A 16,207-nucleotide genomic window follows, 5' to 3' on the forward strand; every position below is an offset into this window, starting at 1 on the left:
CAACTGAACTCAACCCATCACATCATCCTGTCAGCATTGTGGTCCGCAGGCTACCCGCCAGTCCACTTCGAAGAGCAGCGTCAAGCACACTTTCCCGTAATGCCAGAACGCCAGTCCTTTCAATCCACTCCCACATTTTCTCCCCATACTGGGCACTATGTCGGTATATTTGCAAGCAGGCTACAGCCATCAGGACCGCTTCTGCCGGGTCTTCCTCCAATCCAAGCAGCTGCCCCTGGCGAACTGGATGCTCTGCATGGCCACCGGCATAAACCTCCCAGCCTACTGGAGATCGAGATATTCCAATATCGTGGACAAGTACACCTGCCGGATACGCCGATCCAGGACAAATAGCAACTGTAACCAACGCGGGCAATGCGAGACTTCCCCATAAAGTTGCCAACCGCTCTCTGAGCCAGGCTACTTCTACAAATGCCTGATCCATCAGGTCCGACTCAACAAAAGCCTGATTCTCGACATTTAGGTTCGTAAAGCGCAGATCCTGAACCGCAACGCCAGCACCTAATGGATTTGTCGCAGATCTGTCGCGCAACCCAAGGGATTCCAAATAATAAAGTACAGCCGAACGACACAATTCACACCCCTGTTGTCTAGTCCAACCGAGACGGGACACTACTTCATCTGGAGTCTGACAAGCTGCGTCCACCATAGCTGTTTTAAGCGAATCATGATCGTAATGCGTACATCCACACACAGGGACTACTTCTTGGGCGGTCGGAGTAACTACAGGTCCGGAAACTGTCGATCGGAACAAACTATTTTTGACCAGTGCAGCCACCAGCGGCCGACAGCCCCCACAGGAACCGGATGCTTTGGTCCGGCTCTTCACCTCTTCCACCGTCTTCAGCTTATCCGTAGTGATCGCTCGCAAAATAGCCCCCTTACTCACGCCGTTGCACGCACATACCGTTTCCTCTTCCGGCAGTGCGGCTGCCGCATCCTCCGCTTTGCTTCCGCTGTTATCCCGGGATGTAAGCTCTGTAGCGGGCGCTCCGCGCTGTACCATTCCGAGCAGCGAGGTACTTTCCGCCGTATCTCCGAACAAAATGGCGCCAGTGACAGCACCGCCGTGCATCATCACTTTTTTATAAACCTCCAGCATCCCGTTATATTCCATGACTGCTGTCTCGTTTCCCTCATCACGAATGTCTCCTGCGGAAAACACATGGATTCCCGCTACCTTGAGCTGCGCATACGGAACCGTCCCTTCATAGGGAGCCGTTTCACGACCACAAATGACTTTTGCCAGCACTTTGCCCTGCTCATATAGCGGCGCCACTAGCCCGTATGAAATCCCGCGGTGCTCAGCACATTCGCCGACGGCATAAATACCGGGAATACTCGTGCGCATATAATCATCCACGACAATGGCACGGTTTACGGTCAGACCGCTGTCCTGAGCTAATTCGATATTCGGTCGGATACCAACCGCCAGCACAACCAAATCCGTTTCCAACCTGTCTCCGTCCGCAAACATCAATCCATGCGCCCTATTTCGGCCTATGATGTTGACCGTTTCCTTCACCAAATGAAACCTCATGCCCTGTTGCTCCAGCTTTCGCTGCAGAAGCACAGCCGCCGTCCGGTCAAGCTGACGGTTCATAAGATACTGCGCATTATGAACAACCTCAGTTTCCATCCCTAGATTCAGTAGGCCTTGAGCGGCCTCAAGTCCTAACAGCCCCCCTCCGATAACCGTGGCCTTGCGGTATGTTTTGGCATATCTCGCCATGGTTTCACAATCATTCACATCACGAAAAGCGATTACTCCCTGTTTTCGAGCTCCGGGAATGGGCGGCATGAAAGGCAATGAGCCCGTTGCCAATATGAGCATGTCATAAGGTTCTTTCATACCGGATTCCGTTTCCACCATCCCGGCTGCAACATCAATACGACAGACGCGTTCACCCGCGTACAACTTTACCCCGTTCTCTTCATACCAGTCCCAGTCATGGGTAACGATATGTTTAAATGAGCTCTCCTCCTGAAGCATTTTGGACAGGAGCACTCGGTTGTACCCGGGACGGGGCTCTGCACCAAATATCGTGATTTGGAACCGCTCTGGCTCCAAAACGAGTATTTCCTCCACACATTTGATGCCTGCCATACCGTTGCCGACGACGACCAGTTTTTTCATCATATTAAACCAGCCCCATTCTCCGAATAAAATAAGACAGAAAAAGCCCTTCTCCATTCAATGGAAAAGGGCACCGTTGCCGTAAATGTCGGCACATCGTTGTGCCGATATGTATCTAAGATTACTGAATTGTGAATGTCATGTCAACATTTAATACATGAATGCTATATTTTTCGCCTTATATTTAATTTTTTTTGCGATTTTGTGTTACGTATATTGACATAAAACAGATCCTTTTTTATAATTTGATTAAAATCACTCCAACGTGATCATACCAAGTCGACTCACAATGAGGTGTGTCAACCACGGCAATGAAGCCGCAAACCGTTTCCTAGATACCATGTAGGGGCGATTTGCGGCTTTTTCATGTTCAAATTACATTTTGCAGACAAAGAACAACAATTAGAACAGGAGAGATGGAGAATGAACAAAAAAAATTTCTGGAAAAGCGGACACAAGCCCACCCTATTTGGCTCCTTTCTGTATTTTGATATCAGTTTTATGATATGGGGAATGATCGGACCGTTGGCCGTTGTAATTGCTAATGATTATCCAATGGACCCTGTACAAAAAGCCAATCTTGTCGCCCTACCCATACTCGGTGGTTCCCTGCTGCGGCTCGTGCTCGGATTCATGTCAGATTATATCGGTCCGAAACTCACGGGACAGATTGGTATGCTTGTTACGATAATCCCTCTCCTGCTCGGCTGGCTGTGGGTTGATTCGCTGGAGCACTTGTACGTTGTTGCCCTGCTCCTGGGCGTAGCCGGAGCATCATTTGCAGCTGCGCTGCCGTTGGCCAGTCAATGGTACCCCAAAGAGCATCAAGGCTTGGCTATGGGAATTGCCGGTGCTGGTAATAGCGGTACCGTCCTTGCGACTTTGTTCGCCAACCGCATTGCTCAACATTTTGGCAGTTGGGAAGCCGTTTTCGGATTGGCTATCCTCCCCATCTTAACCGTCTTCATTCTGTTCAGTATTTTTGCCCGCAACAGCCCTCACCGCCCGGCACCAAAAAGTCTGTCGCAATATGCTTCGGTGCTCAAACAGAGGGATGCCTGGGTATTCTGTGCCTTTTACTGCGTGACGTTTGGCGGATTCGTTGGCCTTTCTAATTATTTGACTATTTTCTTCAATACCCAATATGGCCTCTCCGCGGTACATGCCGCCGATTTTGCAACCGTTTGTGTGATTGCCGGAAGCTTCTTTCGTCCTGTAGGCGGCTTTTTGTCCGATCGGATTGGTGGTTCACGCATGTTAATGTACTTGTATGCGGGAGCCGGGATTATGCTCGCTGGCATTGCGTTTTTACCGCCACTTACCGTGGTAGTTGTGCTGCTGTTCGTAGGCATGATGTGCCTTGGCGCTGGCAACGGCTCCGTATTCCAGCTCGTTCCGCAGCGGTTCGGCAACGAAATCGGGCTCATGACCGGCATTGTCGGCGCTGCTGGTGGCATAGGCGGGTACTTCCTCCCCCTTATACTGGGTCATCTGTACAAATCAACGGGTTCCTATATGCCGGGCTTTATCTCTCTGAGCCTAATCACGTTCTGTGCCTTTACCCTCGTCATCATAATGCAATTGAAATGGCGTAACAGCTGGATGCGACGCTCTGCTACAGTTACTGATGAAGCCGTCAATCGCATCGGAGAATTAAATGCCTGATGTTCATTAAACATTGAGCTGCGAAGCATTGAATTTTGTCCCTCAACCATCCCTATAGCCAAAAAATAGCTTAACTTCGTTTATATAAAATGAAGTTAAGCTATTTTTCATGCACGCTTAATCGAACTACACCTAAAAAACTATGATAATTATCACATTCAATCAAGATTTTCCGAAAATATCATGAAAATTAAATGAAATTTTCATTCAAAAAACATTGAAAATCGCTTTCATTTTCATAATTTTTCTTATGTAAACACTTATATAACCATTTTTCACACAACATACTTGTTCACTTGGTTTAAAATAAGGCGTATACTTGTTCACGAATTGTTCAAGGATTAATTAAATGTAATTTTTTAGAAAGAAGGAATTGGAAATGCGTGCTTTTCATTTTACGGAAGACGGATCTATCGAAACTAAATTAACCGGAAAAGATCTACTTGCCAACCCACTGCTGAATAAAGGAGTAGCTTTTACCCTGGAAGAACGGAAACAGCTTGGACTTGACGGTCTCCTTCCTCCTACGATATTAACTATTGAGGAGCAGGTTCAACGGGTTTACGAGCAATTTCAGAGCCAACCAGATAATTTGCGTAAAAATGTTGCGTTAAATGATCTTTTTAACCGGAATACGGTCCTTTATTATCGTTTGCTCTCTGAGCACCTAAGCGAAATGCTCCCGATTGTCTATACACCAACAGTAGGCCAGGCTATACAGGAATACAGTCATGAATATCACAAACCTGGTGGTATGTATTTATCTATTGATAATCTGGCGGGTATTGGAGAGGCTTTTAAGAATTTGAACCTAGACCCTGATGATATCGACCTGATCGTAGCCACAGATTCCGAGAGTATTTTGGGAATCGGGGACTGGGGAGTCGGAGGTATTAATATCTCTATTGGTAAGCTTGCTGTGTATACTGCTGCTGCTGGTATAGATCCTAGCCGAGTACTGGCAGTTGTTCTTGATGCAGGTACAAACAACGAGAAGCTATTGGAAGATCCTTTATATATGGGGAATCGTCATAAGCGTGTACGTGGAGAACAATATGACCAATTTATTGACACTTATGTTCAAGCTGCACTTTCCTTTTTCCCGAATGCCCTGCTGCACTGGGAAGATCTGGGCAATGTCAACGCACGGAACATTATCAATAAATACGGAAATAGTATTTTGACTTTTAATGACGATATTCAAGGTACTGGAGCGGTTACGCTCGCAGGTGTAATGTCCGGTGTTCAATTGTCCGGAATCCCACTGAGCAAGCATCGGGTTCTAGTCTTTGGCCCAGGAGCTGCTGGAATCGGCAATGCAGACCAAATTAGCGCAGCCATGATGCTGGAAGGACTGTCAGAAGCAGAAGCAAGACGTAACTTCTGGGCTTATGATTACCGTGGCCTGCTTACCAACGAAACAGAAGGACTTTTTCCATTCCAAGTCCCTTATATGCGTGATGTTGCAGAATGCCGTGACTGGGAACATGCTGAGGATGGCAAAATCCCACTGCTTGAAGTCATTCGCCGCGTAAAACCGACGATTATGATTGGTACTTCCGGTGTTACTGGGGCATTTAGTGAGGAAATCGTTAAAGAAATGGCCAAACATACAGAACGTCCTATTATTATGCCTATGTCCAACCCGACTCCACTGGCAGAAGCAACTCCGCAAGATTTGATCCACTGGACCGAAGGAAAAGCCCTCATTGCAACAGGAAGTCCTTTTGAGCCGGTGATCTATAACAATATTAAGTTTGAAATTGGGCAATCCAACAATGCTTTCGTGTTCCCGGGTCTTGGTCTTGGCGCAATCGTGGTAAAATCCAAAATTATAACAGATAGCATGTTTGCAGCAGCTGCCCATGCAGTAGCTCAAATGGTTGATTTGTCGCAGCCTGGTGCTTCCCTGCTGCCAAAAATCAATGAATTACGCGAAGTATCTGAAGCGGTAGCCGTGGCTGTGGCCAAGGCAGCAGTTCAGGATGGAGTAGCGCGTCATCAACCGGACGATATCGCACAAGCGGTTCGAGATGCGATGTGGGACTGCAAATATAAACCAATCAAACAATATGGTCAGGAAGCGGTCCTGGTTTAAAAAATAGCGACAACATCAAATTTGTACTTGCATACGCAAAGTGATTATTTAACTGATGTCCGCCATTTTTGGCGGACATCTTCATTGGAGGCGACATCATGGCTACAGGTCATATTTTTATTATCTTAATTCCTATTTTCTTTGTCATTTTAATTGGTTATTTCGCAGGATTGTTTAAGGCTTTTAACCCTGCTTCTTCTAAGGGATTAAATACACTCGTGACGAAGTTTGCTCTACCTGCACACTTGTTTATTGGTATTACGACGACACCAAGAGAGACATTGATTCAAAAGTGGCCCTTTCTTGTGGCTTTGCTACTTGGTGTAATCGGCTTTTATATTGTATTGCTCATTGTTTATCGCTTAATTGCCAAAAAAGGCCTGACTGAATCCTCCATGTTCGCATTGAATTCAACACAGCCTTCTTTCGCATTCATGGGAATTCCGGTTCTGGGAAGCTTGTTCGGAAGTGCGGCAGTCGCCATCCCTATTGCGATTACTGGGATCGTCGTTAATGCCATTCTTGATCCGCTTGCAAGTATTTTGGGAACGGTCGGTCAGCGCAAAACAACAGAATCCGACGGCACTAAAGGCAACTTATTTAAAGTCACTATGAAATCAGTCCTTCATGGACTCAGCGAGCCGCTTGCCTGCGTACCCTTGTTTGGTGTCGTATTGACTCTATGTGGATTCCACGCTCCGAAACTTTTACAATCCATGTTTGATCAAATCGGCAATATTACTGCTGGTACAGCCCTATTTGCCATCGGGGTAACCATTGGTATCAAAAAGATTACGTTCAGTCCAAAAGCACTTAGCATCGCTGTGCTGAAAGCCATCGTGATGCCTATTGTTATGCTCGGTATTGCTGTTCTGATAGGACTATCCCATGAGGATGTAACCAAAGCCGTACTGCTTGTCGCTTTTCCCGGCTCGGCTGTCGCCGCTATGATTGCTACCCGTTATGAAACACTGGAAACGGAAGCTGCATCTGCATTTGTTATTAGCTCAGTCTTATCGCTCATTTCATTACCTTTGCTCATTTCGCTTCTTTTATAAGTGACAGAAACTCAAGAATCCTCAATGCAATCCAGGTATTTATAGGTATAAAGCATACCCGTTCGCCCTCATTTATCTTATTTTTTAAATATTGTTTGAACAATAAAATGATTTAGTAAGATTATTCGGAAAAACAACATAAAATCCAGTTTTGCCGACAAGCGGCGGTCCCATCGTTTCATTCACTAGGGGGCCGCCGTTCTTTTTAAATAACCTTCTTCTCTCCCTTTTAATAAATACCTAACATTTAGAAAGCAAATTGTCGAAATATATATGGGGTAGGTTGTATATGAAACTAAATTGCTAATTCAAAGGAGAAGAAAACGTGAAAAACTTGAAGTGGAGAACTATGTCCTTTTTTGGTAAAAATCTATTAATCTCTTTTCTTAACATCGTATTAATAGGTGCTATTCTCATCACATCCAGCTATATACTTCAAAAGAATATTCTCACCACGCAGCTGCAAGACCAAGTTAAAGTATTGACTAAAAAATGGGCAGAAGATGTTGACAAAACAAAAGTACAACAAGCATTAAGCGAAAAAGATTATAACGGTTCTGCTCAACAGGATTTACGCAAATTCCTAGATTCTATCCACACATTTTATCCTAATGTTGCCCAAGCTTACATATTTGGCACAGAACTAACAGAAGGAAATCAAACTTCCATTATTGGCGTTCCCACAAATTTAGTCCAAGCTTTCCAAGACTCGAAGATGAATATTGGGGATATGTACACTCTTCCAGACGAAAATGTACAAGGTGTAAATAAAATGCTTCAATCTAAAGACTCAGCGTTTAGCAGCTTTTATACTGACGATTTTGGTACATGGACGACCATTGTTTACCCAATTACAGATGAAAGCGGTAAAATCACAAGTGCGATATACTTTGACGTAGACGCGAGCTCTGTACCTAACGGACTTCATAAATTGCTTGTATATGGTGTTTCATTGCTCATTCTGTTCCTTGCGATCTTCTTAACGGTCCAATATTTACTGGTAAAACGTACCCTCTCCCCGATTCGTAGCCTGATGAAGGGCATTGAAGAAGTCAGCGAGGGGAATCTGAATGTAAAAATCAAGACAGGCGAGGACGACCTTGGCATTATCAATCAAAAATTTAATTCTATGATCAAACGCCTTAACGATACCATGGTGAAAGTACAGGATACGACGCAAGAGGTTACGGGATCTGCCCAGGAATTGTTAAGCATTAGCGAGAAAAACAGTACGAATACGAACGTCATTAACAGCAATATTCAGGAAATAACCCAGGGGCTTGAAGCTCAGGATCACGCAGCACTTGAAAGCTCCAGAGCTATGAATGAAATGTCGACAGTTATCCAAACGATTGCCGAAAGCTCCTCTTCCGTAGCCGATCAAGCTTATTCTATGGAAAAACGCTCCGTTGAAGGCAATCAGGTAGCCCAAAAGCTTTCCGCTCAAATGGACTCCATCTCCACTACAATGGAAAGTACAGCTGATTCCGTTAATGCGCTGCAGAACCGTTCTAACGAAATCAGCAATATCGTCAGCATCATTACAGGCATTGCCAGTCAAACGAATCTGCTTGCACTGAACGCTTCTATTGAAGCTGCCAGAGTCGGTGAAGAGGGCAAAGGTTTTGCAGTCGTAGCGGGAGAGGTGCGTAATTTGGCTGAACAGTCTCAAGAGTCTGCCAAACAAATTGCAGAGCTCATTGAAGAAATCCAAAGAGAAATTGAGCAGACTGTAAAAGGCATCAGCCTTGGTACAAAAGAAGTTCACATTGGGCTGGAAGTTACGAAGCAGACAGGCGAAATGTTCTCTGAAATTTTAGATGCGTCTAATAAAGTGTCGTCACAAATTCAGGAGGTATCCAGCGCAACGGAGCAGATCTCGGCCAGCACGCAGGAAATGTCAGCTACCTCTGACGAGCTGTCTTCGACAGTTAGCAAAACAGTCGGCAGCAGCAAACAAATCGAGCATACCATTGGAGAACAGGCTGAGTCTATGGCTTCTATTGTCCAAGCTTCTGACAAGCTTACATTGATGTCCGGGGAGCTGGAAGAGCTCATTTCGTTCTTCAAGGTGAACCGGGAAGCCTAATTTTATAACTTCCAAGTAACTCAAGATAACAATAAAGAACCTCTAGTCTGCATAGACAGCGAACTAGAGGTTCTTTGATATACTCTTACATACTTCTTTAGTTTAAAAATCCTTCCAAAGCTGAGGTTGGTTTACCGTCAGCCTGCCAAGCACCTTTGTTATAACCTTGATTGTAACCTGGAGTTGCAGCCGGCTCCCAATAAAATACCCCTGTACCTTTGCCGCCTCCGATGTTCCGAACCTTTGTTTTGATTGCAGAAATAAATGCCTTGGAAGCTGCAGGTTCGTTATATTCCATCCCGATTTCACTGATGACAATACCTTTACCGTATTTGGCAATGAGGTTATTGGCATTGGTAATCGTCTGATCCACCTTGCCCTGCCAGTCAGAAGGAGACGGATACAGAGACAGCCCGATGAGATCAAACTGAGCTCCATTATCAATCAGCCCGCCGATATTCCAGTTCAACACGGAACCGTTATCCCCGTTGGCTAAATGTACGATCGTTTTGGTACTGCTGCTTACCGATTTTACAGCATTATTACCTGTATTGACGAGCCAGGCATAGTTTTTCATGTTCACCGAAGCTTTGCCGTCTTCCCAGAGCATTCCATTGTTCGTCTCATTACCGATCTGCACCCAGTCCGGTGTTACCCCCTTGCTTTTCATCGTGTTCATAACATAGACCGTATGAGACCAGACTGCATCCATGAGTTGTGTAAATGTGAAATTGCGCCACGCATAAGGTTTGTTCTGTTGCCCTGGATCTGCCCAGGAATCACTATAATGTAGAGTCAGCATAACGCTCATACCCAATTTTTTAGCTCGCTGCGCCAGTTCTGCTGCCTTTTCGGCATTCATGTATCCGCTTGCATAATCTTTCATGTCAGGATTTACCCACACACGGATACGTACCGAGTTAATCTGATAGTCATCTCGCAAAATTTGCAGTATATCTCGACGAACACCCTTTTTATCCTTCCAAGTCATACCTTGCGCTTCCATTCCTGCTACCCAGCTTATATCTGCTCCTTTGGCGAAAGCAGGGGCGGCCGAAGCCGCACCCAACCCTACAGAGCCGAACGGATACAATAAGCTGGATAGCAAGATCAACATCGCAAATACCATCGTGCGGTTACCTGTTTTCATAAGTCATCTCCCATCCGAATTGTATACTTCTCATTGCCTCTGACCAATCTACCAGTTCCCTCACTCGGGAAAACGACAGAGATCACACTTTAATATCATGTTCTATTTATTGCGCTCTGTCTTTAAAACCTTAACAGCGTAGGCATCCAATTGAACGCTGCCGTCTTCTATCTCATGATTTTCAAGCATATCCACATAGGTTCGTCCATCCAACGTAATCTTTTGCGGCTCATGCGTGAAATTCAGTATAAAAATATAATCATGAACCCCATCGGTACGAATCGCCGTATTCACTCCATGAGGCAACTTCACATTGAGCGCTTTACTAATTCCTGCATCATCAATTAAACTTCTGTAAAAATGACTGTGGAACAGTCCGGTGTTGCGTGATGCGATGTAATAAGCCTTTCCTTCTCCCAAACGGTTCACCGTCAAAGCCGGGCGTCCTGCATAAAAGTCTGAGCCGTACACAGCCAGTACCTCTGCACCCTCCGTATGAATGAGATCACACAATTCTACAGCTTCATACTCCCCTTGCAGATCCAGCTCATTGCCTTCAACCGGTAAAATGTGATTACGGTCATGATCATGCAATCCGTCAATCTCTTCCGACCAGATCCCCAGCGTCTTACGAAGCGGACCCGGAAAGCCTCCAAGGAAGCACAAATCATGTTCATCTACAATACCAGACCAATAAGTTGCTACGAAAACACCACCGTTTTCAACAAACTTCTGTATACGCTCCCCCACACCGCTGCGGACCATATACAACATCGGAGCTACCAAAAGTTTGTATTTGGAGAAATCTGCATCCATATGAATGACATCTACGGGCACTCCCTGCTCCCAAAGTGCCAAATAATGCGCTTCAGCTGTCTCCTCATATTTCACACCTTTGTTCCGCGGTCCCTGTGAATCGTTGATTCCCCAACGGTTCTCCCAGTCAAAAATGACTGCGGCCTCCGCCGGTACAGAAGTACCGATAACCTCCTCCAATTTTTCCAGCGCATTGCCAACCTCTGTCACATCTCCGAATACACGAGTGTGCTCATGTCCAACATGATCGACGACTGCACCATGCAGCTTTTCACTCGAACCGCGGCTTTTCCGCCATTGAAAATATTGAACGGTGTCTGACCCGTGTGCCACAGCCTGTAAAGACGATAGCAGATGCATTCCCGGCCGCTTCAGCTTGCTAACGTCTTGCCAATTCGTCAAACTTGGTGTACTCTCCATGAGCATCCAAGGCTTTCCTCCCTTAATTGAGCGAATAATATCGTGCATCATGGCCACTTTAGCAGCCTGACGGCTATCATCTCCCTCACGGTCATGCCACGTTGGGTAACTATCCCAGGATATAACATCGAGCAGATCAGCAAACTTCCAGTAATTCAATCCTTCAAAAAACTCCATTAAATTGGTTGTGACCGGAATTGCTGGATTTGCAGCCTTGAGCGGCACAATCTCATGTTTGATAAAATCTGCGGTCTGATCGGTCACAAACCGTCTCCAGTCCAAATTCAGGGCATGGACCTGTGTTTCACCGTGAGGTGCCGGGGACTCAACTTGGCTCCAATCTGTAATCGTATGACTCCAAAAGGTTGTCCACCATGCGTGATTAAGCTTGTCCAGCGTACCGTATTTATCCTCGACCCAAGCACGAAATGCCTCCTGACAATAATCACAGTGGCAATCTCCACCAAATTCATTGGAAATATGCCAGCCAATCACAGCAGGATGGTTAGCATAACGCTCGGCCAGCTTCGTATTCATGATACGTACTTTTTCCCGGTAAACAGGCGATGTAGAACAGTGATTATGGCGAAACCCGTGCAGGTTACGGACACGGTTAGCCTCCACACGCAGCACCTCAGGATATTTTTGTGACATCCAGGCTGGTCTTGCTCCACTAGGAGTGGCCAAAAAAGCATAGATTCCGTTCTCAGCAAACGAATCCAGAATACGATCCAGCCACTCAAACGTAAATACACCTTCCTCAGGCTCCAATGAAACCCATGAGAAAATACCGACAGACATCACGTTGCATTTGGCTAGTTTCATTAGACGGATATCCTCCGCTAACACGTCAGGGTAATGCTGCCATTGCTCCGGGTTATAGTCCGCGCCATGCAGCATACGTGGAACTCGCTCACTAATGGGAGGGTACTTGATTATGTTTTGATTCGTCACTACAAATCATCTCCTTCTATGAATTCTGTTACTCTTTGACGGAACCTAGCGTCATACCTTTAACAAAATACTTTTGTAAAAATGGATATACAATGAGAATAGGCGCTGCACCAATGAAAATTTGCGCAGCATTAACCGTCGTTTGAGAAAGTAATTCCATCTCTTTGGGACTCATGCTCATGGAACTCATGTCCTTCTGAATAATTACAGTTTGCAGGAACGTCGCCAGCGGATAGTCCTTCGCATTGCTCAAATAGAGCAGACCGTCAAACCAGGAGTTCCAATGAAATACCATACTAAACAGCGCAATCGTGGCAATGGAAGGCAGGGATATCGGTAAAAAGATACTAAACAATGTCCGAAAATGTCCTGCTCCGTCGATCAATGCGGCCTCTTCCATCTCTTTAGGAATTCCTCTAAAAAAGTTCAACATAAGGATGACCAGAAATGTGTTGACCGCTCCTGGCAAAACAAGTACCCAGAAGCTGTCCATAAGATGGATCTTTTGAATAACCATATAGAATGGAACCAGACCACCGTTAAAAATCATGCTGAATACGAACAACCATGAATATACGTTTCTGCTACGGAACACAGATGTTTCCTTTGAAAGTGGATAAGCAGCTAAAAAGGTAATAAGCAATGTTAAGCCGGTTCCCAATACAGTCCGACAGACAGAAATCCAGATAGAGTGCAGAAAAATTGGGTTATTCATCGTCTTCTTATAGGCTTCTAATGAAAATTGCACCGGCCACAGCCCAACCAGATTGGCATCTGCTGCTGATTTAGCACTAAATGATACCGCCAACACATGAATCAGCGGAACGATACACATGATGGACAAAATCACAAGCAAGCAAATGTTAAACACATTGAAGATGCGATATGGCGTTGTTTTATGATACATGACTCTCCCTCTTTCAGCCTCGTGGAATCAAAATATGCGGTAACCTGCCCATTTGTAAGCAAGTCGATAAGATATCAGAATGAGAATCATACTGATAACGGATTTGAACAAGCCGATTGCGGTGGCAAAGCCCATTTCCCCATTGATTAACGCTGTCCGGTAGACGAATGTATCAATAATATCGCCTTTTTGGTAAACCAGCGGATTATAAAGGTTGAAAATCTGGTCAAAACCGGCATTCAGTACATTGCCAAGTGCAAGCGTTCCAACAACGACTACCATCGGAATTAACGAAGGTACAGTGATGTGCAGCGTCTGTCTCCAGCGGCTCGCTCCATCCATTTCAGAAGCCTCATACAACGAAGGATTAATACCCGCCAGTGCAGCAAGAAATACGATGGTGTTGTATCCGAACTCCTTCCATATATCCGATACAATGACAGTAAACCGAAACCAGTTATTTTCTCCCAGAAAAAAGATAGGCTGGATCCCGAAACTACCGAGAATACGATTCATAAATCCATCTGTAGCCAACAGGTCAATCAGAATTCCGCCCAAGATGACCCACGAAAGAAAGTGTGGCAGATAAACCAGTGTCTGAATGGATCGCTGAAGGCCGACCTTGCGAATTTCATTCAGCAGTATAGCAAAAACAAACGGAACCACCAGATTGAAAAACATCTTTAACACAGCAATAATTAGTGTATTCCAGACGACTTGAAGACTGTCCTCCCGTTGAAACAAAAAGCGGAAGTTATCCAGTCCAACCCACTCGGAACCAGTTATGCCTAGCCAAGGTTTGTAATTTTGAAAGGCCATCACGATGCCGCCCATCGGAATGTAGCTGAATACAATTAAGAAAATGATGGCTGGCAGCAGCATGATATGAAATGGCCACGTACGTTGCAGACTTCTCATTGCAGTTCCTCCTGTAACTCTCATGGTATACTTCAATTATAAAAGCGTTTTCGCTGTCCCAACAGTTCAAAAAACCAACATACATGGCACAAAAGCAATCATTTTTTAAGTTCGCCAAACGAATGAAATTTTTTTCACACACATCATAATAGCGCATTCATTTCTACTCAATCCTGATAAAGCTGTAGTAAAAAGGCTGTCCACCTTGGGACAGCCCCCCTAACTATTACAACATCATGATTTTACTTTTCGACGCTTTTATACCATTCGTTTACTTCATTTGTAATTTGTTCGCCACCAGCTGTTTTCCACGTCTGTACAAAGGTATCAAAAGCAGAGATCGGCTGCTTGCCATAAATAATTTCATTGAAGGTCTGACTTTCAATCTTATCCAGATAGTCCTTTTTAGCCTTCATGGTTGGCGTAGTAGGGCCCGTGAACTGATCTTTCATGGAGATATCCTTCTGTTCCATAAGCACTTTGGCAGCTGCAGGAGTATCTTTCCCGTAATTCACCATTACATCTTTCTCCAGACGGGTCTTCGGTTCTGCGCCGTTAGCCAAACTTAACAAAGCCTTCATTTGGGCATCAGGTATACGCGCGCCATCACGAACCAGCAAATAACGAAAAGAGTTTACATAACCGCCTGGTATTTTATCGATAGACATTAGCTTTCCGCCCGCATCCAAATCATAATCGTAGCCCTTAAACAGCCCATTCGACAAATCACCGTCCGGTTTAGCATTAGCATAATGGTCAAACAAATAATTTTGATAAGTGAAAAAAGCTTCAGGATGCTGCATTTGTTTGTTGATTAGTACAACACCATTGGTATATTGCGTTCCGTGGCGCATGGCTTTGTTGTCAGGACCCACTGGAATCTTGATCGGCTTCCACACGGCACCCGGCGCATTTTTGACTGTATCCTGAAGCGGCCAGCCGCTCATCCAATATGGTCCAGGAATCATACCGGCTGTTCCTGCGACTGTAGGTTCTGACGTTTTATTTTCATCCCACAATGCTGCTTCCTGAGGAATATATCCCTTTTTGAGCCACTCGCTCAGCTTTTGCAAACCCGGCTTCATACCAGGCTGCACGGAGCCATATTCCAAACTGCCATTCGTGCCTTTGTTCCACTGCTGAGGTAGTGTGCCATATGCCCCGAAAATCCAGGACGGGTCACCCATCCAAGTGTTCATGGATGTTTTGAAACCGATGCTGAGCGGAATCACTTTGTTCGGAGCCAGTCCGTCCGGATTTTTATTTTTAAAGGCGTCCATCACTTTTTCCAGGTCATCCATCGTCTCAGGAGCCTTCATACCCAGCTTATCCAACCAATCTTGTCGTACCCACAATACATAATCATGGTTATAAGCGAAATCAAGCACAGGAATACCCATTTTTTTGCCATCTCGGCTATACTGATTCCATACGTTTGTATCCTGATTCATCGCCTGCTTCCAGGAATCCGAAGCGTACTTGTCAAACAACGGACCAGCCTCTGCAAACATACCGGAATCGATCATGTCCTGTGCCAGTTGCTCATTCTCCGTCCCCAATACAACCACGTCCGGCATCTCCTGACCGGAGGACATAGCCAATCGCAGCTTCGTAGCAAATGCGCCATTCGTATCTGTGACGGACCAGAGTGATTTGATATTAATACCGAATTTCTCTTTAGCCCATTTTGTCGCAATGTTATTTTCGATAGATTCACCATTTTTAAATTTTAAGGCGGGATCTACACCCCATACCGTGGAAATTGTGACTTCTGGATTGTATTTTTCTTTGTATACGTTTTCAGTTTTAGCTGTGCTGTCCGCATTCCCACCATTTCCTGCTCCTGAGCAGCCCACAAGGCCAACTCCTAATACCATAGTTGCGGCGAGCAACGACAGCAACTTTTTTTTCGAATGAACTCGCATATTGTTCCCCCTCTAAAAATCATTTTCTACTCTTTTATTATAAGAGGGC

10 protein-coding genes are annotated in these 16,207 nt (G+C 45.2%); 4 read left to right on the forward strand and 6 right to left on the reverse strand.

The window, feature by feature from the left end:
• Positions 1–22: 22 nt before the first annotated feature.
• Positions 23–2,161, reverse strand: a complete 2,139-nt coding sequence (nirB, locus tag MKY24_RS16980) for a nitrite reductase large subunit NirB (RefSeq protein ID WP_339200481.1) — start codon at positions 2,159–2,161, stop codon at positions 23–25.
• 420 nt (positions 2,162–2,581) lie between these two features.
• Between nirB and MKY24_RS16985 the strand changes: the two genes are divergently transcribed.
• The 4 genes from MKY24_RS16985 to MKY24_RS17000 all read left to right on the forward strand — a co-directional run bounded on the left by MKY24_RS16985 (position 2,582) and on the right by MKY24_RS17000 (position 9,068).
• Positions 2,582–3,823: a nitrate/nitrite transporter gene (locus tag MKY24_RS16985; RefSeq protein WP_076159425.1), complete on the forward strand. Its 1,242-nt coding sequence runs from the start codon at positions 2,582–2,584 to the stop codon at positions 3,821–3,823.
• A gap of 379 nt (positions 3,824–4,202) precedes the next feature.
• A complete protein-coding gene (locus tag MKY24_RS16990) occupies positions 4,203–5,921 on the forward strand; it encodes an NAD-dependent malic enzyme (RefSeq protein ID WP_338532538.1) in 1,719 nt (572 codons plus the stop codon).
• A 98-nt stretch (positions 5,922–6,019) separates the two neighbouring features.
• Entirely contained in the window at positions 6,020–6,979 is a 960-nt protein-coding gene (locus MKY24_RS16995) for an AEC family transporter (protein WP_025718424.1), read from the forward strand.
• Between the two features lie 325 nt (positions 6,980–7,304).
• Positions 7,305–9,068 (forward strand): HAMP domain-containing methyl-accepting chemotaxis protein, encoded by a 1,764-nt coding sequence (locus tag MKY24_RS17000; RefSeq protein WP_076264806.1) that lies wholly within the window; start codon positions 7,305–7,307, stop codon positions 9,066–9,068.
• Between the two features lie 97 nt (positions 9,069–9,165).
• Here MKY24_RS17000 and MKY24_RS17005 read toward each other — a convergent pair whose 3' ends face one another.
• The 5 genes from MKY24_RS17005 to MKY24_RS17025 all read right to left on the reverse strand — a co-directional run bounded on the left by MKY24_RS17005 (position 9,166) and on the right by MKY24_RS17025 (position 16,158).
• Positions 9,166–10,218 carry a glycosyl hydrolase 53 family protein gene (locus tag MKY24_RS17005; RefSeq protein ID WP_339200484.1) on the reverse strand — a complete coding sequence of 351 codons (1,053 nt, stop codon included), beginning with the start codon at positions 10,216–10,218 and terminating at the stop codon, positions 9,166–9,168.
• A gap of 102 nt (positions 10,219–10,320) precedes the next feature.
• The gene (locus tag MKY24_RS17010) at positions 10,321–12,408 is read right to left on the reverse strand and encodes a beta-galactosidase (protein WP_339200485.1); all 2,088 of its coding nucleotides are present in this window, start codon (positions 12,406–12,408) and stop codon (positions 10,321–10,323) included.
• A 28-nt stretch (positions 12,409–12,436) separates the two neighbouring features.
• Positions 12,437–13,315 carry a carbohydrate ABC transporter permease gene (locus tag MKY24_RS17015; protein ID WP_023989359.1) on the reverse strand — a complete coding sequence of 293 codons (879 nt, stop codon included), beginning with the start codon at positions 13,313–13,315 and terminating at the stop codon, positions 12,437–12,439.
• 27 nt (positions 13,316–13,342) lie between these two features.
• Positions 13,343–14,233 carry an ABC transporter permease subunit gene (locus MKY24_RS17020; RefSeq protein ID WP_025718416.1) on the reverse strand — a complete coding sequence of 297 codons (891 nt, stop codon included), beginning with the start codon at positions 14,231–14,233 and terminating at the stop codon, positions 13,343–13,345.
• 242 nt (positions 14,234–14,475) lie between these two features.
• Complete coding sequence (locus MKY24_RS17025; RefSeq protein ID WP_069080025.1) at positions 14,476–16,158, reverse strand: extracellular solute-binding protein; 1,683 nt, start codon at positions 16,156–16,158, stop codon at positions 14,476–14,478.
• Positions 16,159–16,207 lie beyond the last annotated feature (49 nt).

The organism is Paenibacillus sp. FSL P2-0322 (assembly GCF_037975315.1).
GTDB classification, from domain to species: Bacteria; Bacillota; Bacilli; order Paenibacillales; family Paenibacillaceae; genus Paenibacillus; species Paenibacillus polymyxa_B.